This window comes from Aliigemmobacter aestuarii, from assembly GCF_004799285.1.
GTDB classification, from domain to species: domain Bacteria; phylum Pseudomonadota; class Alphaproteobacteria; order Rhodobacterales; family Rhodobacteraceae; genus Aliigemmobacter; species Aliigemmobacter aestuarii.
In genome coordinates, this window is the sequence record NZ_SSND01000001.1 from 1,012,267 (window position 1) to 1,032,430 (window position 20,164).

At 65.6% G+C, this 20,164-nt stretch carries 18 protein-coding genes; 4 read left to right on the forward strand and 14 right to left on the reverse strand.

The genetic code is table 11. From position 1 onward, the window contains the following. The first annotated feature begins 48 nt into the window (after window positions 1-48). Window positions 49-540, forward strand: coding sequence for a HugZ family pyridoxamine 5'-phosphate oxidase (locus tag E7811_RS04870; RefSeq protein WP_136393432.1), 492 nt, complete (start codon window positions 49-51; stop codon window positions 538-540). Between the two features lie 52 nt (window positions 541-592). Here the strand turns inward: E7811_RS04870 and E7811_RS04875 are convergent, their stop codons facing one another. From E7811_RS04875 to E7811_RS04885, 3 genes are all read right to left on the reverse strand, one after another. Next, window positions 593-2,881, reverse strand: a complete 2,289-nt coding sequence (locus tag E7811_RS04875; protein WP_136393433.1) for a glycosyl hydrolase family 28-related protein — start codon at window positions 2,879-2,881, stop codon at window positions 593-595. 148 nt (window positions 2,882-3,029) lie between these two features. Continuing rightward, window positions 3,030-3,434, reverse strand: coding sequence for a DUF4864 domain-containing protein (locus tag E7811_RS04880; RefSeq protein WP_136393434.1), 405 nt, complete (start codon window positions 3,432-3,434; stop codon window positions 3,030-3,032). Window positions 3,435-3,530: 96 nt separating this feature from the next. Next, a complete protein-coding gene (locus E7811_RS04885) occupies window positions 3,531-5,114 on the reverse strand; it encodes a lysine--tRNA ligase (protein ID WP_136393435.1) in 1,584 nt (527 codons plus the stop codon). A 109-nt stretch (window positions 5,115-5,223) separates the two neighbouring features. Between E7811_RS04885 and E7811_RS04890 the strand changes: the two genes are divergently transcribed. After that, window positions 5,224-5,646, forward strand: coding sequence for a tellurite resistance TerB family protein (locus E7811_RS04890; RefSeq protein ID WP_246020216.1), 423 nt, complete (start codon window positions 5,224-5,226; stop codon window positions 5,644-5,646). A 75-nt stretch (window positions 5,647-5,721) separates the two neighbouring features. On the opposite strand, the gene E7811_RS04895 is transcribed toward E7811_RS04890, so the two are convergent. The 4 genes from E7811_RS04895 to E7811_RS04910 all read right to left on the reverse strand — a co-directional run bounded on the left by E7811_RS04895 (window position 5,722) and on the right by E7811_RS04910 (window position 10,210). After that, entirely contained in the window at window positions 5,722-6,387 is a 666-nt protein-coding gene (locus E7811_RS04895; protein WP_136393437.1) for a hypothetical protein, read from the reverse strand. Between the two features lie 34 nt (window positions 6,388-6,421). Beyond that, a complete protein-coding gene (locus tag E7811_RS04900; protein WP_168732929.1) occupies window positions 6,422-7,867 on the reverse strand; it encodes an OmpA family protein in 1,446 nt (481 codons plus the stop codon). A 153-nt stretch (window positions 7,868-8,020) separates the two neighbouring features. Beyond that, the gene (gene dacB / locus E7811_RS04905) at window positions 8,021-9,496 is read right to left on the reverse strand and encodes a D-alanyl-D-alanine carboxypeptidase/D-alanyl-D-alanine endopeptidase (RefSeq protein WP_136393439.1); all 1,476 of its coding nucleotides are present in this window, start codon (window positions 9,494-9,496) and stop codon (window positions 8,021-8,023) included. 126 nt (window positions 9,497-9,622) lie between these two features. Then, window positions 9,623-10,210, reverse strand: coding sequence for a nicotinate-nucleotide adenylyltransferase (locus E7811_RS04910; protein WP_136394233.1), 588 nt, complete (start codon window positions 10,208-10,210; stop codon window positions 9,623-9,625). A gap of 105 nt (window positions 10,211-10,315) precedes the next feature. Between E7811_RS04910 and ettA the strand changes: the two genes are divergently transcribed. Then, window positions 10,316-11,971: an energy-dependent translational throttle protein EttA gene (ettA, locus tag E7811_RS04915; protein ID WP_136393440.1), complete on the forward strand. Its 1,656-nt coding sequence runs from the start codon at window positions 10,316-10,318 to the stop codon at window positions 11,969-11,971. Between the two features lie 52 nt (window positions 11,972-12,023). Here the strand turns inward: ettA and E7811_RS04920 are convergent, their stop codons facing one another. From E7811_RS04920 to E7811_RS04940, 5 genes are all read right to left on the reverse strand, one after another. Then, window positions 12,024-12,434 carry a c-type cytochrome gene (locus E7811_RS04920; RefSeq protein WP_168732930.1) on the reverse strand — a complete coding sequence of 137 codons (411 nt, stop codon included), beginning with the start codon at window positions 12,432-12,434 and terminating at the stop codon, window positions 12,024-12,026. A 205-nt stretch (window positions 12,435-12,639) separates the two neighbouring features. Then, window positions 12,640-13,242 (reverse strand): CHAP domain-containing protein, encoded by a 603-nt coding sequence (locus tag E7811_RS04925; RefSeq protein WP_394345595.1) that lies wholly within the window; start codon window positions 13,240-13,242, stop codon window positions 12,640-12,642. A gap of 206 nt (window positions 13,243-13,448) precedes the next feature. Further along, on the reverse strand, window positions 13,449-14,096 hold the full coding sequence (gene parA, locus E7811_RS04930) for a ParA family partition ATPase (RefSeq protein ID WP_136393442.1): 648 nt from the start codon (window positions 14,094-14,096) through the stop codon (window positions 13,449-13,451). Window positions 14,097-14,273: 177 nt separating this feature from the next. After that, window positions 14,274-14,477: a YgaP family membrane protein gene (locus tag E7811_RS04935; protein ID WP_136393443.1), complete on the reverse strand. Its 204-nt coding sequence runs from the start codon at window positions 14,475-14,477 to the stop codon at window positions 14,274-14,276. A 78-nt stretch (window positions 14,478-14,555) separates the two neighbouring features. Next, window positions 14,556-15,947: a 1-acyl-sn-glycerol-3-phosphate acyltransferase gene (locus E7811_RS04940; protein ID WP_136393444.1), complete on the reverse strand. Its 1,392-nt coding sequence runs from the start codon at window positions 15,945-15,947 to the stop codon at window positions 14,556-14,558. A 77-nt stretch (window positions 15,948-16,024) separates the two neighbouring features. Here E7811_RS04940 and E7811_RS04945 point away from each other — a divergent pair, with 77 nt between their 5' ends. After that, window positions 16,025-18,049: a protein meaA gene (locus E7811_RS04945; RefSeq protein WP_281277024.1), complete on the forward strand. Its 2,025-nt coding sequence runs from the start codon at window positions 16,025-16,027 to the stop codon at window positions 18,047-18,049. A 196-nt stretch (window positions 18,050-18,245) separates the two neighbouring features. Here E7811_RS04945 and lpdA read toward each other — a convergent pair whose 3' ends face one another. Further along, the gene (lpdA, locus tag E7811_RS04950; protein ID WP_136393446.1) at window positions 18,246-19,634 is read right to left on the reverse strand and encodes a dihydrolipoyl dehydrogenase; all 1,389 of its coding nucleotides are present in this window, start codon (window positions 19,632-19,634) and stop codon (window positions 18,246-18,248) included. Window positions 19,635-19,721: 87 nt separating this feature from the next. Then, complete coding sequence (locus tag E7811_RS04955) at window positions 19,722-20,117, reverse strand: MAPEG family protein (RefSeq protein WP_136393447.1); 396 nt, start codon at window positions 20,115-20,117, stop codon at window positions 19,722-19,724. Window positions 20,118-20,164: the final 47 nt, after the last annotated feature.

Below are 20,164 nucleotides of genomic sequence, written 5' to 3' on the forward strand. Positions count from 1 at the left end.
CGCCCTCGCCGCCCGCCTGTCAACCGTGCCACTTCACAGGTGTTACAAATGCCGAAAAAGCCCGACCCGGTCGCCGATGCGACAGATGAGGCCCGCGCCGAGGCACGGGCACTGCTGGCGGGCGCGGGATTTGCCGCGCTGGCCTTCACGGACCCAGAAACGGGCACGCCGGGGATCAGCCGCATCGCCTTTGGCCTTGGTCCCGATGGCCTGCCGGTCACACTGATTTCGGAACTCGCCCATCACACCAGGGCCCTGCGCCAGCGGCCCGAAGTGGCCTTCATGGTGGGGGAACCCGGGCCCAAGGGCGACCCGCTGACCCATCCGCGCCTGATGGTGCAGGCGCGGGCGCGGTTCCTGGCCGCGGATGATCCGGCCCGGCCAGGACTGCGCGAGCACTACCTGAAGGCGCACCCCAAGGCCAAGCTCTATGCCGATTTCGCGGATTTTTCCTTCGTGGTTCTGGAACCGGTCGCGGCGCTTTTGAACGGCGGCTTCGGGCGTGCGTTCCGCCTGTCTGCGACAGACCTGCGCGCATGACGAAGGGGCGGCGCCAAGGCCGCCCCCTTTTCCGCGTTCGGGATCACGCCGATCATGAGGGATTGTCGCAGCGCACCGTCACCAGCACCCGCCCCCGCACCGGGACGGGCCAACGCAGGTTGACGCGGTCGTTGCCCGCCCCCTGTTCCACCTGCACATGGGGCATGTCATGCCGGTCCGTCCCCGCGGCCGAGGTAATCGCCCCCTCTGCCACGATCGCGGTCACAGCGCGCGCCCATCCGTTGAAGGGCAGGTAATCCGCACCGTTCACCGTCCATGACGCATCCGCCGTGTTCTGCGCATGATTGACGACCACCGGGCTGGCCGTGATCTGGTTGATCCCGTTGAACGTGTTGTTCTCGAACACCACATTGCGGAACTTGCCGAAATCGAGGTTGGCGTTCGTGGTATCGACTTTCTCGATCCGGTCGATCTGGCCGTTGATGGTGCGGAAGGCGTTTCCGGTGACGGCAAGGCCATTCAGGAAATGCCCCGGCCCGCGCGGCTTGACCACCAGCCATCGGAACGAGGCCGCCACGTCATTTGCGGTAAAGATGTTGTCGCTGATGGTCAGTCCGCCGAACGAGAATTCGTTGTTGAACCCCGGCGCCGGGTCGTGTTCGTTCGACCATTCGATGAAGCTGTTGTCGATGTAATTCCCGGTCATCAGCGTCTTGAGGTTGGTCAGCGTGAACACCACACCTGCCTGGCGGATGCCGTCCGTCTGGTCGTCACCCTGAAAGAAATGGTTTCCGATCAGCATGTTGCCCGATCCGCCGATAACCGCGAAATGGGCAAAGCGCACGATTCGGTTGTCACGGATCTTGGCGTCATTCGCGTTGACGTTCATCGCGATGGTCGTGCGGTTCTGCGACGGCATCGCCTGTTCGTTCGACAGGAACTGGTTCTGGTCGATCAGGATGCCCTGGCAGCCCGTCCCGATCGACGATATCCCGCGATCCCTGGGGCGGTTGATGACGCTGTCGGCCAGGCGGAAGGTCAGGCCCTGCACCGGCAGCATGATCGCGCTGCACAGACCGTTGCAGAGCAGCTCCATGTCGGTGATCTCGAATTTCTGCAGATCCGCGAAGCCGCTGAAATCCAGCATGTACTGGTAGCGCCGGAAGGTGAAGGGCCGGGTGCCCGCCGCGCCCCAGAGCGGGCGGGACAGCGTCACCGTTCCCGCAGCGACGTTGCGTTCCTTGACGTAGACCTCGCGCCCCACCCCGGTGCCCGTGACCTGCGCGCCGACCGGGATATTGGCGACGTTGGCCAGCCCGGTGATCCGGTTGGGGTCATTGGTCGCATAGGTGCCTGTCACCGTGACGGTGTCGGTGTTCCAGGCCGCGTTCGCCACCGCGTTCAACTGCCCGTTGGTCAGCAGCCTCCGCTGGGCAAAACTGTTGATCCCGGCCAGCGCCGCGACGTCGATCGGGGCGTTCACGTCAACGCGGCGCCCGCGCAGGTCGAACGACACATGATCGGTGAAGTTGAACAGGACCTGAAGGCCGCGGCGGAACCCCTCAAGCTCGCTGCCGAAGGCCGCGGCATAGGTATCGAGCTCGAAGTTGCGGGTGCAGGACAGCCGTGCATTCGCAGGCATGGAAACCGTGCCCTCGAAACGCACGGGGTTCTCGAAGGTCACGTTGGAATTCAGGCGGAAGACCCCTTCGGGCACCAGCACCGTCCGCCCGTCGGCGGCCGCATCTGCGGCCTCGAAGGCGGCTGCGTCGTTCGTCGTGCCATTGCCCACGGCGCCATAATCGCGCACATCCACAAGCCCCAGCATCTGGGTGTGGTAATAGCTGGTGACATCCTCCACCTCGATGTCGTCGATCCGCACGACGCCGCCGTTTGGCCCGGTCAGGTCCAGCCCGATGTGGAAATAGGCGGGCGATGTGCCCCAGACCATCGCGACGCCCTGCCGGTTGCCGGAACCGATGATCGCGCGCAGGGTGACGACCTCGCCATAATCGGAAAGGTCGGTCGCCGGGCCGGTGGCGGTGACACCGGTCACGAGGTTGCCATTCGCAAGGCTGGGCCGGGCGGCGATCCGCACCGTCGGCAAAGGACCCGCGACCGCCTTGATCCGGACCGTGACCTGAAGATACAGGCCCGGCTCGAACGGGGTTTCGCCCTTGTAGCGCAGGCGCTGTGTGGCTTCGGTCTTCTGAAGTTCCAGACAGCCGCCGAAGTCCTGATCCGAAGGCACCTGCGCGGCATCCGCCGCTCCGGCATAGCTGGTGGTCCCGGGGGTGCCATCCTCGCGCGACCAGGCATTCAGCCCGTTCGAAAACGGCGGGGGCATCAGCGCCAGACCGTCGGTAATCGCCTTGTTCATCTGCAAAATCCTTGCCCTGATTGCACAGCCCCGGACGAAAGCCCAAGGCCCGCGCCCGTCAGGGCAAGGCAATTAGCAAGGCCGCGTTAATCGAAACCGACGCCGGCGTGCGCCCATCACCTGCGTCTCGCAACGGCCCGATGCGGGTTCAGGCCCCGACCCCGGCCGAAGGCAGAAGCTGCACGCCGTTGATCTGCCAGCCGTCCGGCGTCCGGATCATCTGGTAATCCAGCACATGCAAACGGCCCGCCTGATCGGTGATCATCACCCGCTGCCAGGTCTGCCCGGCAACCTCGCGCTGTTCCAGCATCGTCACATCGGCGGGGCGATGCACCATAGGATAGCCCTGCGTGACCATCCGGCCAAAGTTCTCGGGGCTTCCGAAGATCGTCTTGATGTTCGGGCTGGCGAAGGTGAAGGCGCGGGCGAAATCGTCCGCAATGAAGGCTTCGATCTGGTTGCGGATCGTCGACTCTATCCCGACGTCCTGCGCGGCGGCAGGGGCCAGGAGGCCAGAGATCAGACCCAGCGACAGGACGAACGGGCGCAGCATCGGCAGGCTCCTTGCAGCATCGCTGCAAGGAAAGCTAGGCCGCAGGCGGCGCCCGTCAATCTTTGCCGGTCAGGAGGGCAGGCAAGGCGGGCCCGCTCAGGCGGCCAGCTCGCCCTTCAGCGCCCGGTCGATCAGCGCGATGGTCTGCTCGACGCCGTAAAGCGCTATGAACCCGCCAAATCGCGGCCCTTCGCTGGCCCCCAGCAGCACTTCGTAAAGCGCCTTGAACCAGTCGCGCAGCGGCTCGAACCCATGTTCCCGGCCCACGGCAAAGACCACCGATTGCAGCGCTTCGGGGTCGTGTTCGCCGCCGTGCCATCCGGCCAGCCGCCCGCGCAGATCCTCGATCGCCGACCGCTCGCGATCATCGGGCAGCCGGAACGTGCGGGTGGGGGCGATCTTGTCGGTGAAATAGCGCACCGCAAAGCCCGCGGCGGCGTCCAGATCGGGATGTGTCTCGGGGCTGGCCTCGGGCGCATAGGCCCGGATATAACCCCAGAGCCCCTTGGCATCGCTGGCCCCCGCCACACTGGCCAGGTTCAAGAGCATCGAGAACGGCACGACCATCCGCGATTCCGGCGGATTGCCGCCGTGGATGTGCCAGACCGGGTTGTTCACCTGCTGGTCGACATCCTGATCGGGATAGGCGCGCAGTTGCTGATGGTATTCGTCCACCGCCTTGGGGATCACGTCCCACCACAGCCGCTTGGCGGTCTTGGGCTTCTGATACATGAAATAAGACAGGCTTTCGGTCGCGGCATAGGTCAGCCATTCGTCGATCGTCAGCCCGTTGCCCTTGGATTTCGAGATCTTCTGCCCCGCCTCGTCAAGGAACAGTTCATAGGTGAAATGGTTGGGCTTGCGCCCGCCCAGAACCTCGCAAATGCCGTCATAGATCGGCGTGTTGGTCGAATGGTCCTTGCCATACATCTCGAAATCCACGCCAAGCGCGGCCCAGCGGGCGCCGAAGTCCGGCTTCCACTGAAGTTTGACCTGCCCGCCCGTCACCGGAAGCGTCCATTCGCGACCGTCCTCGTCGTCGAAGGTGATCGTGGCCTCCTTCGCATCGACATGCTTGATCGGCACATACAGCACCCGCCCGGTTTCCGGGTGGATCGGAAGGAAGCAGGAATAGGTCTGCTGGCGCTCTTCGCGCAAGCTGGCCAGCATGATTTCCATGATCGCATCATAGCGTTCCGCCGCCAGTCGCAGCGTGTCGTCGAACCGGCCCGAGGCGTAGAAATCGGTCGCGCTGATGAACTCGTATTCAAAGCCGAACGTATCAAGAAACCGCCGCAACATGGCGTTGTTGTGATGGCCGAAGCTTTCGAATTCGCCAAAGGGATCAGGGACGCTGGTCAGCGGCCTTTGCAGGTTGGCGCGCAGCATGTCCTGCTGGGGGACGTTGTCGGGGACTTTCCGCATCCCGTCCATGTCGTCGGAAAAGCAGATCAGCCGCGTCGGGATGTCGCTGATCACCTCGAATGCGCGGCGGATCATGGTCGTGCGCGCCACCTCGCCGAAGGTGCCGATATGCGGCAGACCCGAAGGGCCATAGCCGGTTTCAAACAGCACATAACCCTTTTCGGGGGCCTTCTTTTCATAGCGTTTGAGGATCGCGCGCGCCTCTTCAAAGGGCCAGGCTTTCGATTTCATCGCGGCGTCGCGCAGGGCAGACATGGGCGGATCCTCGTTCCTGCGGCAGCCCCGTGCCGCCGCAACCCCCGTCTCCTATTGCCGCGGGGCTGTGGCGTCAATAATCTCGCCGCAAACGCAAAAGGATTTGCACATGCAAGATACGCCTCCTTCCATGTCTCCGCAGGATGCGCTGGTGGCCGTGATGATCGCGGTATCGGCCTCGGACGAACAGATGCGCACCGCCGAACTGGTGGCGATCCAGCGCATGGTGAACCACATGCCGATCTTCGGCTCTTACGATGCCGACCGCATCTCGACCATCGCGCAGACCGTCTTCGACCTGTTCGAGGAAGAGGACGGGCTGGATGCGCTGTTCGGGCTGATCCGCGATGCCCTGCCTGAAGAGTTGAACGAAACCGCCTATGCGCTGGCCTGCGACGTTGCCGCCGCCGATGGCGAACTGCGGGATGTCGAACTCAGGATGCTGGAAGAGATCCGGCATGAACTGAACGTCGACCGGCTGCATGCCGCCGCGATCGAATGGGGCGCGCGGGCCCGTCACATGCGCGCCTGACCGGGCCCTGCGAAACTATGGGCAACGGGCCAGCGGCACATGCCGCCGCCCGGCCCCTTCACCTTGACCCGAAGGTCAGTAGACCTCGCCATCCTGCACGCGCCGGGCGAATTCGGTCGAGCCACCGGCCGACAGGATGGCTGCCTGCTTCACCCATTCGTCGCGCGTCACCCGCCCCTTGAACCCCTCCAGGTTCTCGTCCACCCAGGCGATTTCCGCCACGGTCCAGGCGGCGATCTGATCGAAGTGGAAGAAGCCGAGCCGGTGGCAAAGCTGTTCCAGTTTCGGCCCGATACCCTTGATCTTCTTCAGGTCGTCGGGCTGACCGCCGCGGGCCGCGGCAAGGGCTTCGGGCCTGACCGTTTCCACTGCCATGGTCCTGCCGGGTTCCGTCACGGATTCATCCGGCAGGTCCGCGACCGGGGGCATCACGGGCGACGGCCGAGCCTGCGGCGCGGCGTCCGTCGCTTCCTTCGCAAGGGTCTCGGCCTTCATCAGACGGTTGCCGGCGTCGTCCAGTTCCCGTTCAAGCGCCGTCAGCCGCCGGGACTGTGCCTTGCCGCGCGCCTCGCATTCCGAAAGCGCCGTGCGCAGGCGATCCGCCTCGCCGCTGTCATGCCCGACCGGTGCCGGTGCGGCCCTGCGGCCCCAGATGATCCAACCCGCCAAAAGCCCGATCAGCGCCGCCAGCAGCAGCAGCACCCAGATCTCGCCCAGCAGGAAACCCCAATTGCGAAACATGCCTTACTCTCCCTCACCAATTCCGTTCAGCCGGTCATTCCGACCATGTCACTGTCGTTCGGCGGTTCTTCGCCCGCCCGTCCTCTGTCGCGTTGTCGGCCACAGGTTGTTCCGCGCCATAGCCGCGCGACACCATCGCCTCACGCGGGATGCCGCGGTCGATCAGCGCGCCGCGCACCGCCGCCGCCCGAAGCTGGCTGAGCCTGCGGTTCGAGGCAGAATCGCCCGTGTTGTCGGTATGCCCGCCGATTTCGGCCTTGAGCCCGCCGGCAACCACACATTCGCGCACGACGCTGGCAATTTCGTTCAGCACCCCGATCGCGCCTGCATCCAGCACGTCGGACCCCGAAACGAAATTCACGCTACGCGTCCTCAGGACCGTGTCCGACGCGGTCTGACAGGTCTCGCGCCCCACGGCGAAATCGGGAATGGCAAGCCAGTAGCCGCCCGAAAGTCGTTCCCGGCGCCCGGTCAGCTGGTGTATCCGTTCGGCCCCTTCTGCGACTGTCGCGGGCGCGGTGGTGACCGAGACGGTCGCCCATTTGCCCAGTTCCGCCTGCATCTCCGCCCGGATCGCTTCGGGGTTCACCCCAGTGGCCACGCCCGCCTCGATGGTCGCCCCGGCAATGCCCCTGGTCACGCGCAGAGTTTCGACGCGCGGCAGCCATGCCCGCAAGGCCTCGGGCAGCGCAAGGTCGCCCGGCTCTCCCATGATCGCGGTACGCACCTCGCCCGCAACCGATCCCAGGCCAAGCGCGGCGGCGACCGCCTCGGCCGTCACGGCGACTGGCAGCTTGCCCGTAAGCCTGGCACCAGCGCCGGCGTCGTAATCCAGCGTATATTCGGCGGGGGAGCCGTCATCCAGCAGCGTCAGTTCGACCGTTGCCATGCCGTCGGGCAACCCGGCCAGCGTGGCCAGTACCTCGTCCTGCTGGATAGGGGTGTTCACCTCGCCCCGCAGGATCAGCGCGCCATCGACCATTTCCAGCGTACCCGAATTCGTCGGCCCAAGCGCCATGATCCCGCTGCGCGCAAGGTCCGACCATCCTGCGGGTGCGCCCGCGGCCAGCGTCAGAGTATCGGCCGTATCCCCGGCCAGCCTTCGCACATCCGCCCGCGCCGCCTCGGTCGGCACGTGGCCTGCCGCCCGCAGGGTGCCGTCCGCCAACTTTTCCAACGACATCGTGAAGGGCGATACCCGATCAAGGACGACAAGCTCGTCGTGAACGGCGCGCCGACCGTCGAGTGTATCCAGCGCGGCGAGCAGGGCATCGCGTTCTTCCGGGCCGTCCGCGGTGCCGATGGCGCGGATATCGCGCCCCGAAACCATCGCGACCGCCCCATGGACAGAAGACCCCATCACGGTGGCGGCGGCTTCAGCGATCCCGGCCTCGATCCGGGCGGCGTCATGTCCGCGCGCCCACCACCCCAGAACGCCCACGCCCAGAACCAGGACACCCGTACCAAGCCACCCGCGCACCACAGCCTCCATTCACCACCTACAGGAACCACCGTACCGCTTTTGACGCGCGCCACCCCTTCGATCAAGGGGGAGAAAGCGCCGTTTCACGACAAAACGGGGCGCCATCGCACCAGACTCCGCATGGATGGCGTTCGGACCGCCAGACCGGGATCAGGCGTAAAGCCGTGCCCAGCGATCGACAAGCCGCCCCTGCAGGATGCGGGCGCGCCGGGTCCAGCCTTCCCCACCCGGGGGGCTTTCCCGTTCCGCAAGCTGCAACGCCTCGCGTCGCGGCACGTCGGCGGAAAAGATCCCGAAGGCCAGGATCCGCCCTGACGGCGGCATGATGTACCCGCCAAGACCCGACACGAAGTTCAGGGTCCCGGTCTTGGCCAGAACCCGCACCGGATGTTCCTTGATCGCCTTGCCCTTCTCGTCGCGCATCCCGACATCGCGCAACAACCCAGGCAGAGGCGTTGCATGGCTCGCGACCAGCGCCCTGACCATGTCGCCCGCCGTGATCCGCGAGGCGCCCCCAAGGCCGGAATGGTCCACGAACCGCGCCGCAAGCCCGTGCCGTTCGCTTGCCCATGCTGTCATGAGTTCGGCCGAGGCAGGCAAGGTCGCCTTCCCCGAGGCTGTCAGCCCCACGACCTCGGCGGTGAGGTTGGTCGAGAATTTCAGCATGTCGCGCAGGATCGGCGCCATCGGTTCGCTCAGATGCTCGACCAGCGTCGACCCTGCGGGCAATTCATCCACGTCAGAGGCGGCGGGAAGGTCTATCCCGTGGCTTTTCGCCAATGTCTGGAACACCTCGGCGGCATAGACCTGCGGATGCCGGACGGGCATCCAGCGCGCCCCCCCCTTGCCAAGCGCGCCGCTGGCCACCGTCCAGCGATCCTCGCGCGCGCCCGCCTCATAGGTGAAAAGCGGGGCCTCGCGGGGCACGATCCGCATCGTCGCCATCCGCACCGGCGGGACCAGCGTTTCGCTGCGCGCGTCCATCGACACGGCATAACCCTGCTGGCCGCGCCGCCATTCGAAATGCACGCGGTTGAAGTTCAGGTTCAGCCCGGACAGCGCGGGGTTGTAGCCCACGAACTCGGGCTGGTCTGCGTCGATCAGGGGCAGGTTCGGCAGGGCGCTGGCATGCACGAGATAGCGACCGCTGATGCCCTTCACCCCCCGCTCGGCCAGCGTCGCCGCCATCGCGGCAAGGTGATCCGTGTTCAGCACCGGATCGCCCGATCCCACAAGGATAAGATCGCCATTGATCCGTCCGCCCTCGACCGGGCCCGTCGCGACAAGCCGTGTCGCATAGCGGTGTCCCGTGCCGAGCCGGTCCAGCACATACATCGCCGTCACAGCCTTGGCGACCGACGCCGGCGGCAGGGCCACATCCGCCGATCCCGCCTCAAGCACGACTCCGGTTGCCGCATCGGCCACGGCAAAGCCGGTAACGCCGCCAAGTTCGGCCGCGCGGATCAGGGCTTCGGCGCTGGCCGGACGGACGCTGACCGCGCCGCCGTCACCGCGCCTGCGCGGAAAGGGAGAGCTTGCCGGGGCCAGCCCGACCGCCCCCTCAGCCCATACCGGATGAACCGCCCCGCTTGCCAGAAGCCCTGCCAGAAATCCGCGCCGGTCCATCACGCCCTCATCCTCGTCAACCTGATCAAAATACCCTCGGGGGTGATTGGGCCGCAAGGCCAAGAGAGGGCAAAGCGCCCCTTTCCGCCGCCCCTGGCCCGAAAACCCGGTCACCCGGCGGGCGCGTCATCCCTGGTCTTTGGCTCTTCCGCCCCATTCCCCCCGCGCCCGGATCGCGCTCGAGGAATGTTTGCGCAACGGCACATCGGCAAAGCACCAGGCGGGCGGCGCCAGATGGCCCAGCCTTTCGCCCTGCCGCTCGCGGACCCTTTCGGCGGCATATTCGCGCGCCGCCCGCCCCAGACGTGCGCGGGTGCCCGAACCCGGCCGGGCCAGCACGCCGATCGGCACGTTCTGCATGATCCAGTCCCAGTTCTGCCAGCGGTGGAACTGCGCCAGATTGTCAGCGCCCATCAACCAGACAAACCGCACGCCCGGATAGCGCGCCATGAGCCGCCGCAACGTTTCGGCCGTATAGCGCGTGCCAAGCCGTGCCTCGATGTCGCTGACAACGACGCGCGGATGATCCATCACCGCACGCGCCCGTGCCATCCGTTCGGCCATCGGCGCCGGGCCGTTCACCTTCAGCGGGTTGCCGGGGCTGACCAGCCACCAGACGCGATCCAGCCCGAAGCGGCGCAGCGCCTCGCGGGTGATATGCGCATGCCCCTCATGCGCAGGGTCGAACGACCCGCCCAGAAGGCCGATCACCATGCCCTTCGTCGCTATCGGCCAGCCCTGCACGGCAACGTCCCCCTCCGTTGCCCTCTGTCTGCAATATCGCTACATGTGCCGCAACAGCGGAAATGGAGCACCCCAATGGCCTCGTATCAATTTGTCTATCACATGGATGGCGTGTCCAAGACCTATCCCGGCGGCAAGAAGTGCTTCGAGAACATCCGCCTGAACTTCCTTCCGGGGGTCAAGATCGGTGTCGTGGGCGTGAACGGCGCGGGGAAATCCACTCTTCTGCGGATCATGGCCGGTATCGACAAGGATTTTACGGGCGAGGCATGGGCCGCCAAGGGCGCGACCGTGGGCTACCTGCCGCAGGAACCCCAACTTGACCCGGCGCTGAACGTGCGTGGCAACGTCATGGAAGGCGTGAAGGCCAAGCAAGCCAAGCTCGACCGCTACAACGAACTGGCGATGAACTATTCCGACGAGACGGCCGAGGAAATGGCCCGCCTTCAGGACGAGATCGACGCCGAAAACCTCTGGGATCTGGACAGCCAGGTCGATGTCGCGATGGAGGCACTGCGCTGCCCGCCCGATGACGCCGACGTGGAAACCCTGTCGGGCGGCGAACGTCGCCGGGTGGCGCTGTGCAAGCTGCTCTTGGAAGCGCCCGACATGCTGCTGCTGGACGAACCGACCAACCACCTTGACGCGGAAACCATCGCCTGGCTGCAAAAGCACCTGATCGAATACGCGGGCACGATCCTGATCGTGACCCACGACCGGTATTTCCTGGACGACATCACCGGCTGGATCCTCGAACTCGACCGCGGCCGCGGCATCCCCTACGAGGGCAACTATTCCGCCTGGCTTCAGCAAAAGGCCAAACGGCTGGAACAGGAAGCCCGCGAGGACAAGGCGCGCCAGAAGACGCTGGAACGCGAACTGGAATGGATCCGCGCGGGCGCCAAGGCCCGTCAGGCCAAGCAGAAGGCGCGGATCAACGCCTATGAGGAACTGGCGTCAAAGTCCGAACGCGAAAAGATCACCTCGGCCACGATCATCATCCCGAACGGCCCGCGCCTGGGTGGCAAGGTGATCGAGATCGAGGGCCTGACCAAGGCCTTCGGCGACAAGCTTCTGATCGAAAACCTCTCCTTCGCCCTGCCGCCCGGCGGCATCGTGGGCGTGATCGGGCCGAACGGGGCGGGCAAGTCCACGCTGTTCCGCATGCTGACCGGGCAGGAGGCGCCAGACGCGGGCACGATCACCTTCGGCGAAACAGTGAAACTGGCCTATGTCGACCAGTCGCGCGACTCACTCAACCCGAACAAGACCGTTTGGGAGGAAATCTCGGACGGGCTGGAAGTGCTGGAACTGGGCGACGCCACGATGAATTCCCGCGCCTATTGCGGGGCGTTCAACTTCAAGGGTGGCGACCAGCAGAAGAAGGTGGGCCTTCTGTCAGGCGGCGAACGCAACCGCGTTCACCTTGCGAAACTTTTGCGATCGGGCGGGAACGTCCTGCTCTTGGACGAACCGACGAACGACCTTGACGTCGAAACCCTTCAGGCGCTGGAAGCAGCCCTTGAGGATTTCGCCGGCTGTGCGGTGATCATCAGCCACGACCGCTTCTTCCTCGACCGGCTCTGCACCCATATCCTCGCCTTCGAGGGCGACGCGCATGTGGAATGGTTCGAGGGCAACTTCGAAGCCTACGAGGCAGACAAGGTCCGCCGCCTCGGCCCGGATTCCATTGAACCGAAGCGGGTAAAGTACAAGAAGTTCACCCGCTGAGGCCGATCTTCACCGCGTGCGGCTGCGGCGGGCGACCGCCGCAGCGCAGGTTTCACTTTTCCTGGATGGATTCCAGATAGATGGCAAGCGATAGCACGCGTCCCCGCGCCTCCAGCACGGAACCATAGTCGATCATGCCCTCGTCGCCGTTGGTCGAAAACACCTGCCCGAACAGTGGCATGGCCCCGCCGTGGGCGCGCACCCCCGTCCTGCCGTCGATGATGTGAATCACCTTCAGCATCGGGAAGGCGCCTTCGTTCGCCTTCGACAGCTGGACAAGGTTCGGGGCTGGAATGGTCATCAGGTTGGCCATGTCGCCATCGCCCAGACCCGTCGCCCCGTGGCACACGGCACAGTAATCGTTGTAAAGCGTCTGGCCCAGATCATCGGCTTGAACCTGAACCGCACTCGTGAGGAAACCACCAACCAGCACCGCCATGAACGTCGATAGAGCTTTCGGCATGTTCTTCCTCCCACACCTCCAGCGCGTTTCCTGTATTCGCTTTTTAGCATGTATCACGCGGCCGCGCATTGATTTGCATCACTGCACGGCGGGCAGGAAAAGACGTATGGGAACGAGGCGTAGCCAAGGGGCTCGGTGGACGATGCCACGATATGCAGCCCGCGCTTCGACGCGGGGGCGTCCGCGCGGCCTTTCTGCCCCGGGCTCAGCCCTCGACGGGGTAGATGAACCCGGTAACCGGATAGGGACGGCCCAGGGTGCCCGGCGTGCTTTCCACGCGCACCCGGCTCCAGTCGCCCTTGTCCGAAATGTCGATGACCTTCATCCCCAGCGAGACCTTGTTGCGGGTCCAGTTGGCGTGGTCGATCAGGATCTCGCGATCCGACAGGACCTGCGAGACGACGGCGACATGGCCGCGGGGGTTCTTGCGGGTGGCGCTGAAAGCCATGACTGCGCCGACCTGCGGTTCATTCCCGCGATCATAGATGCCGTTGGCCTTGCCCCACCATTCCCGCGCATCGCCGCGGATGTCGATCCCCGAGGCATTCCGCGCGAAGGGAACGCACCAGACACGTTGCCCCCGGGCGCGCATCGCCTTGGCCGTCGAAACCGCGAAATCGCGGCGTTCGGCCAAGGCCAGCGTCAATGTCCGGGGCGGGGCCTGCATCGACGACACGCTGACCTTGGAGCCGCCCATGGTGCCGGCACTCATGCCCACTGTGTCGGTGCAGGCGGTCAAGCCGGCCAGTGCAAGGGCAAGGATGGGAAGGCGAATGGCCCAGGAACGGGCAAGGCTGTTCTTGTTCATCGATACCGCGTCAACAGGCTTCAGGGATTCTGCACATTTCACGGCGATGACCTAGCCGGGGAACCGACCCGGTTAGAAGCCTGAAAATTGCCACCCTCCGGAAACCGGCGGAAACTTGCCGCTCTCGATGGTTGTCGGCGGTCGTCGATCGTCCGGAAGGATCCGCCCGGGGGTTGGATCCGACAGCCGCCGCGCCTCGCGGGTCGTCAGGCAGCCGCCCCCTGTTCGCCGTCGCGCGCCAGATCGGCCAGCACCTCCTGGGCAAGCGCGCGCACCTCGCGTTCGGCCGGGCCGCGCTGTTCCACCGCCGCGCGCCCCTGCCCCAGCGTTTCGGCATAGGCCACGCGATTTGCCAGCCGCGCCTCGGCCACCCGCGCGACCTGTTCGGCGGCGGCGGCGATCTGGTCGGCAAGCCGCGTGCCCGTGGCCATCCGGTTGAGGATGATCAACGCCCGTCCGCTTTCGCGCGCCACAAGATCCAGGACGCCATCCGTCGCCCATAGGTCCATCTGGCTGGCCATGACTGGCACCAGCACCAGATCGGCCTCGCGAAGCGCGGGTCGCAGGTCGCTGTCGGCCTTGGGCGGGGTGTCCACGATCACCACATCATGGCTTGCGCGCAGCTTGCGGCATTCGTAGGCCACGCCCCAGGCCGAGGCCGTGGCGAATTCAACATCCGCGGCCCCGTCCCGTTCCATGCGCGCCATGAACCAGCGCCCGAGGCTGCCCTGCGGGTCGCTGTCGACCATGGCCACCCTCAGGCCCTGCTGCACCAGCGCGATCGCCAGATTGACCGCCAGCGTCGTCTTGCCACTGCCACCCTTCTGCTGCGCGACGACGATCACCTTGCCCATGGCGATTCCCTTTCCTTGCTGCAACGCAGCATAGCACGTCGCGAGGCAAAGGGCACCGGCTTTGGCGCCGCATCCTTCGCAAGGTCGCTCCGCCTGTCGGCCGCGGCCTGTACGCCGATGGCAGAAACGCGAACGGGGGCCGTTGGCCCCCGCTCCGGATTGCATGTACGGCTTGCCTTACTTGAAGGCGCAACCTGCCTCGATGCCGAACTTCTTCATGATCGACGCCGCCGGGCAGAAACCGGTGAACGAGGATTGCAGCAGGTTCAGACCGATGAACACGGTGAACCAGACGAAATAGGGCGATACCCACACGGTCAGCGCCACGCTGAGCAGCACCATCACACCCGCAAAACGAAACATCGCACGATCCAAGGTCATGGCCTTATTCCCTTTCCCTTCAGGCCACCCCGGCCCGATATGCCGCCTGATATATCAGTCCCGGAAAACAAATTCAAGTTATTGAATATCTATTTCCTCGACCGGCTCCGCCAGTCTGTCGGGCCCGGCCTGAAGCCGCTGGCGCACGCCTGCGGCATAGAAGGCGACCAGATCGGCCTGGATCACGTGCAGCGATCCTTCCCGTTCCGCGACCAGACCCCGCGCCACCAGCCGGTCCAGCGCGTCTTCGACCCCGGCGGCAACACCCTTCGGTGGCAGCTTCATCACCGCCCCAAGGTCTTGCAGGCGGTCGGCCAGCCCTTCGGCCCGGTCAATCAGCCCGGATCGCGCAACCGGCCCCTCGGCCAGAACCGCCGCCGTCAGGGGCAGGGCCAGGACAGGAACCGACAGCGTGATTTCTTGCATCAGCCGGGTCGCCAGCGACTCGGCCGTGCCCCCATGGGCCAGATGGTCCCGCAACGAAACCGGGGCGCCGAAGGCCACGGCCGCCGTACCGAACCCGTCGAACCTGCCACGGAACATCCGCCACAGGACCTGCACCACCGATGCGGCGATCTCCAGCGGTCGGGCGCGGAACCGCCGCTCTCCCGCGCGCGCGGCCTCGACGAGCGTGACATCCTCAAGCACACGGTCATAGGCGATCGCGGTCGGCACAAAGACAACGTCGCGCCCCCCCGGATCGAAGCCGCCGATGATGTAGGACAGAAGCCCCATCTTCGCCTCGCCCACCCGGCCATCCAGGCTCAACCCGCCTTCCGGAAACACCGCCTGCGTCGCGCCTTCCGCCGTCACCATCTGGACATAGCGCGCCAGAACCCGGCGATAGAGCGCGTTGCGCGACTTGCGGCGGATGAAATAGGCGCCCATCGACCGGATCAGCCACGACAGCGGCCAGACCCGCGCCCATTCCCCCACCGCATAGGACAGCGCCGACCGCCCAGCCACAAGCCAGGTGACCAGCACATAATCCATGTTGCTGCGATGGTTGATGACGAAGACCACCGTCGCCTGCCGGTCGATCCGGTCCAGCGCCGCATCGACCTTTCCGATCCGCACGCGATACAGCATGCGCGACAGTCGCCGCGCCGCCCGCGTGCCGAACCCGAAATAGACCAGCGCCGAAAAGCCGGGCACGATTTCGCGCGCATAGCGCCGCGCCTCCTCGAAGGCCACGCTGCCGGGCACCCCGGTCTCTGCGGCATGTTCGGCCACCGCCTCCAGCACCAGCGGATCGTAGGACAGCCGAACCACCATGTCCTGACGCCGCATCAGCCTGAACGGCTCGATCGGACGGTCCAGACGCGCGTTGACCCGCTCGACCAACCGTTCCACGCGGCGGCGCACCAGCCAGCGCAGGCCCGGCCCGATGATCCTCTCCAACGCCGCAATCCCGGCCAGAACACCGACCAGGAGAAGGAACCAGACGGGCAGCGCCACGGTTTCGAACATCGGGCCAGCTTAGACAGTCGGAGGGCAGCGGTAAATCCGCCCATGCCGCAACGCAGCGAATTGACAAAGGCAAGAAAATGTCGCCTATCTGGCCCCGCAACGTAACAAAATTGCCGAACCGATTCACGAGGCCCCCGATGACCGCCCAGAAGGACGCACCCTGGCTGTTCCGCACCTATGCCGGCCATTCCACCGCCAAGGCGTCGAACGCGCTTTACCGCACGAACCTCGCCAAGGGGCAGACCGGCCTGTCGGTGGCCTTCGACCTGCCCACCCAGACGGGGTATGACAGCGATCACGAACTGTCGCGCGGCGAAGTCGGCAAGGTGGGCGTGCCGGTCTGCCACCTGGGCGACATGCGCGCTTTGTTCGACCAGATCCCGCTGGAACAGATGAACACCTCGATGACGATCAACGCGACCGCCCCCTGGCTGCTCGCGCTCTATATCGCGGTGGCCGAGGAACAGGGCGCCGACATCCGCCAGCTTCAAGGGACGGTGCAGAACGACATCATCAAGGAATACCTGTCGCGCGGCACCTACATCTGCCCGCCGAAACCCTCGTTGCGGATGATCACCGACGTCGCCGCCTACACGCAGGCACACCTGCCTAAATGGAACCCGATGAATGTCTGTTCCTACCACCTGCAAGAGGCCGGCGCGACGCCGGAACAGGAACTGGCCTTCGCGCTGGCCACGGCCATCGCGGTGCTGGACGACCTGAAGGGCAAGGTCGATCCCGCCGAATTCCCCAACATGGTGGGGCGGATTTCCTTCTTCGTGAACGCGGGCATCCGCTTTGTGACCGAGCTGTGCAAGATGCGCGCCTTCGTCGACCTCTGGGACGAAATCTGCCGCGATCGCTATGGGATCGCCGATGCGAAGTACCGCCGTTTCCGCTATGGCGTGCAGGTCAACAGCCTTGGCCTCACCGAACAGCAGCCCGAGAACAACGTCTACCGCATCCTGATCGAGATGCTGGCCGTGACGCTTTCGAAAAAGGCCCGCGCGCGCGCGGTACAACTGCCTGCCTGGAACGAGGCGCTTGGCCTTCCCCGCCCTTGGGATCAGCAATGGTCGTTGCGCATGCAGCAGATCCTGGCCTATGAAACCGACCTGCTGGAATACGACGACCTCTTTGACGGCAATCCGGCGGTCGAACGCAAGGTCGCCGACCTGGCCGCCGGCGCGCGCGAGGAACTGGCCCGGATCGACGCCATGGGCGGCGCCGTGGCGGCCATCGACTACATGAAGGGCCGCCTGGTCGAGGCCAATGCCGAACGCATCGCCCGGATCGAGGCCAAGGAAACCACCGTTGTCGGCGTGAACCGCTGGACCGAGGCCGCGCCCTCGCCCCTGACGGCCGGCGACGGCGCGATCATGGTGGTGGATGAGGCCGCCGAACGCGATCAGGTGGAACGCCTGCAAACCTGGCGCGCCGGGCGCGACGAGGCAGCGGTGAAGGCCGCGCTGGATGCGCTGGCCCAGGCCTGCGCCACGGGTCAGAACGTCATGCCCGCCTCGATCGCGGCGGCCAAGGCAGGCGCGACGACCGGCGAATGGGGGGCGGTCGTGCGCCGCGCCTTCGGCGAATACCGCGCCCCCACCGGCGTGTCCAAAAACCCCTCGAACCGGACCGAGGGGCTCGACCCGATCCGCGAGGCGGTTGCCGCCGTGTCCTCCCGCCTCGGCCGCCCGCTGAAATTCGTGGTGGGCAAGCCGGGCCTCGACGGCCATTCCAACGGCGCCGAACAGATCGCCGCCCGCGCCCGGGACTGCGGCATGGACATCCATTATGAAGGCATCCGCCTGACGCCGTCGGAGATCGTCGCCGCCGCCGCCGAACAAGAGGCGCATGTCGTGGGCCTGTCGATCCTTTCCGGCTCGCATCTGCCGCTCATCGCCGAAACGATGGAACGGATGCGCGCGGCGGGCCTGTCCGATGTGCCCGTGGTGGTGGGTGGCATCATCCCCGAAGAGGATGCCGCCAAACTGCGCGCCATGGGCGTGGCCGCCGTCTACACGCCCAAGGATTTCGAACTGAACCGGATCATGATGGACATCGTCGGGCTTGTCGAAAAGGCCCCGATGGCTGCGGAATAGGCAAAGGGGGCGTTCCGCCCCCTCTGGCCTTCGGCCATTCACCCCCTGAGGGTATTTCCATCAGGTTGAAACGGGATGTCCTTTCAACCTGAACCCAATACCCCCGCCGGAGGCAACCTGAGGCCGCGCGGCGCAAGCCGCGGGGCCGAGGCGAAAGGATCACGCCCGGGCCGCATGGCCCGGGCGTTCTGTTTTGTCAGGCGTGGATCGCGCCGTCGCCGCAGGCCAGTGCGGCCTCGCGCACGGCTTCTGAATAGGTCGGGTGGGCGTGACAGGTCAGGGCCAGATCCTGCGCGCTGGCGCCGAATTCCATCGCCACGCAGACCTCGTGGATCAGGTCGCCCGCCGCGGGGCCGATGATGTGGCACCCGAGGATACGGTCGGTTTCCTTGTCGGCCAGCAGCTTGACGAAGCCCTCGCCCTGGAACACGGCCTTTGCGCGACCATTGCCCATGAAGCTGAACTTGCCCACCTTGTAGGCGCGCCCCTCGGCCTTCAGTTGCTCTTCGGTCTTGCCGACAGAGGCAACCTCGGGCGTGGTGTAGATCACGCCGGGGATGACGTCATAGTTCACATGGCCATGCTTGCCCGCGATCACCTCGGCCACGGCCATGCCCTCGTCCTCGGCCTTGTGCGCCAGCATCGGACCCATGACCGCGTCGCCGATGGCATAGACGCCTTTCACGTTGGTGGCGAAATGGCCGTCGGTCCTGATCTGGCCGCGCGGTTCCATCTCGACGCCGAGCGCCTCCAGCCCGAGGCCGTCGGTATAGGGCTTGCGGCCGGTGGCGACCAGGACGACATCGGCCTCGATCGTGTGGGTGCTGTCGTCCTTCTTCAGCTTGTAGGTGACTTTCGCGCCCTTCTTGCCCGCTTCCGCGCCCTGCACGGCGGCCCCCAGCACGAACTTCAGCCCCTGCTTGGCAAGGATGCGCTGGAAGGATTTCGCCACTTCGGCATCCATTCCGGGCGTGATCGCGTCAAGGTATTCGACCACCGTGACCTCGGCGCCGAGACGGGCATAGACCGACCCCATTTCCAGCCCGATCACGCCCGCGCCGATCACCACCATCGACTTCGGCACCGCGGAAAGCGCCAGCGCGCCGGTCGAGGTGACGATGACCTTTTCATCCACCGGCACGCCCGGCAGGCTGGCGGGTTCCGAGCCGGTCGCGATGACGATGGCGCGGGCAGCATGGACCTCGTCGCCGACCTTCACCTGACCGGCCGCGGGGATCGAGCCCCAACCCTTGAGCCAGGTCACCTTGTTCTTCTTGAACAGGAACTCGATGCCCTTGGTGTTGCCGGAAATCACGTCATCCTTGTAGGCCTGCATCTTCGCCCAGTCGACCTTGGGCTTGGCGCCCATCAGGCCCATCTTTTCGAAGTTTTCGTGCACCTCGTGCAGGTGGTGCGTGGCGTTCAGAAGCGCCTTCGAGGGGATGCAGCCCACGTTCAGGCAGGTGCCGCCCAGGGCATCGCGGCCTTCCACGCAGGCGGTCTTCAGGCCCAGCTGGGCACAGCGGATCGCGCAGACATAGCCGCCGGGGCCGCCGCCGATCACGATCACATCGAATTCTGCCATTTCGGTCTCCTGTCAGGTGTCGGGCCGGGGTGCAGGCCGGGGGCGCTGCCCCCGGACCCCCGGGGTATTTGGATCAGGTTGAACGGGTCAGACCAGGGCTGCCACGATCATCGTGAGGGTTGCGAAGAAGCCTATGGCCCAGATGGCGGACCGCCAGGGGTTCCAGCCGAGGGCATAGGCGGGGATATAGAGGACACGGGCGGCCAGGTAGACCCAGGCGGCGGTCTGGGTGACGGTGCTGGACTGCTGGCCGAGGGTAACGACGGTGACGGCGAGTGTGAAGAGGATCAGCCCCTCGAAGTGGTTGTTCATCGCGCGTTGCAGGCGGGCGGTGCGTTTCGACAGGCCCTTTTCGGGGGGGAAATCCCGGCTGCCGCCGGTGTAGCGGGTGCCAAGTTCCTTGTTCGCGGGGATCGCGAAAAGGACGTATTGGGCGGCCTGCAAAAGACCTGCGAGGGCAAGGGCGGTGAGTTCGGGGGGCATGTCGCTTCCCTTGCGTTGAATTCAAGGGCGGGCCGAAACCCGCCCTT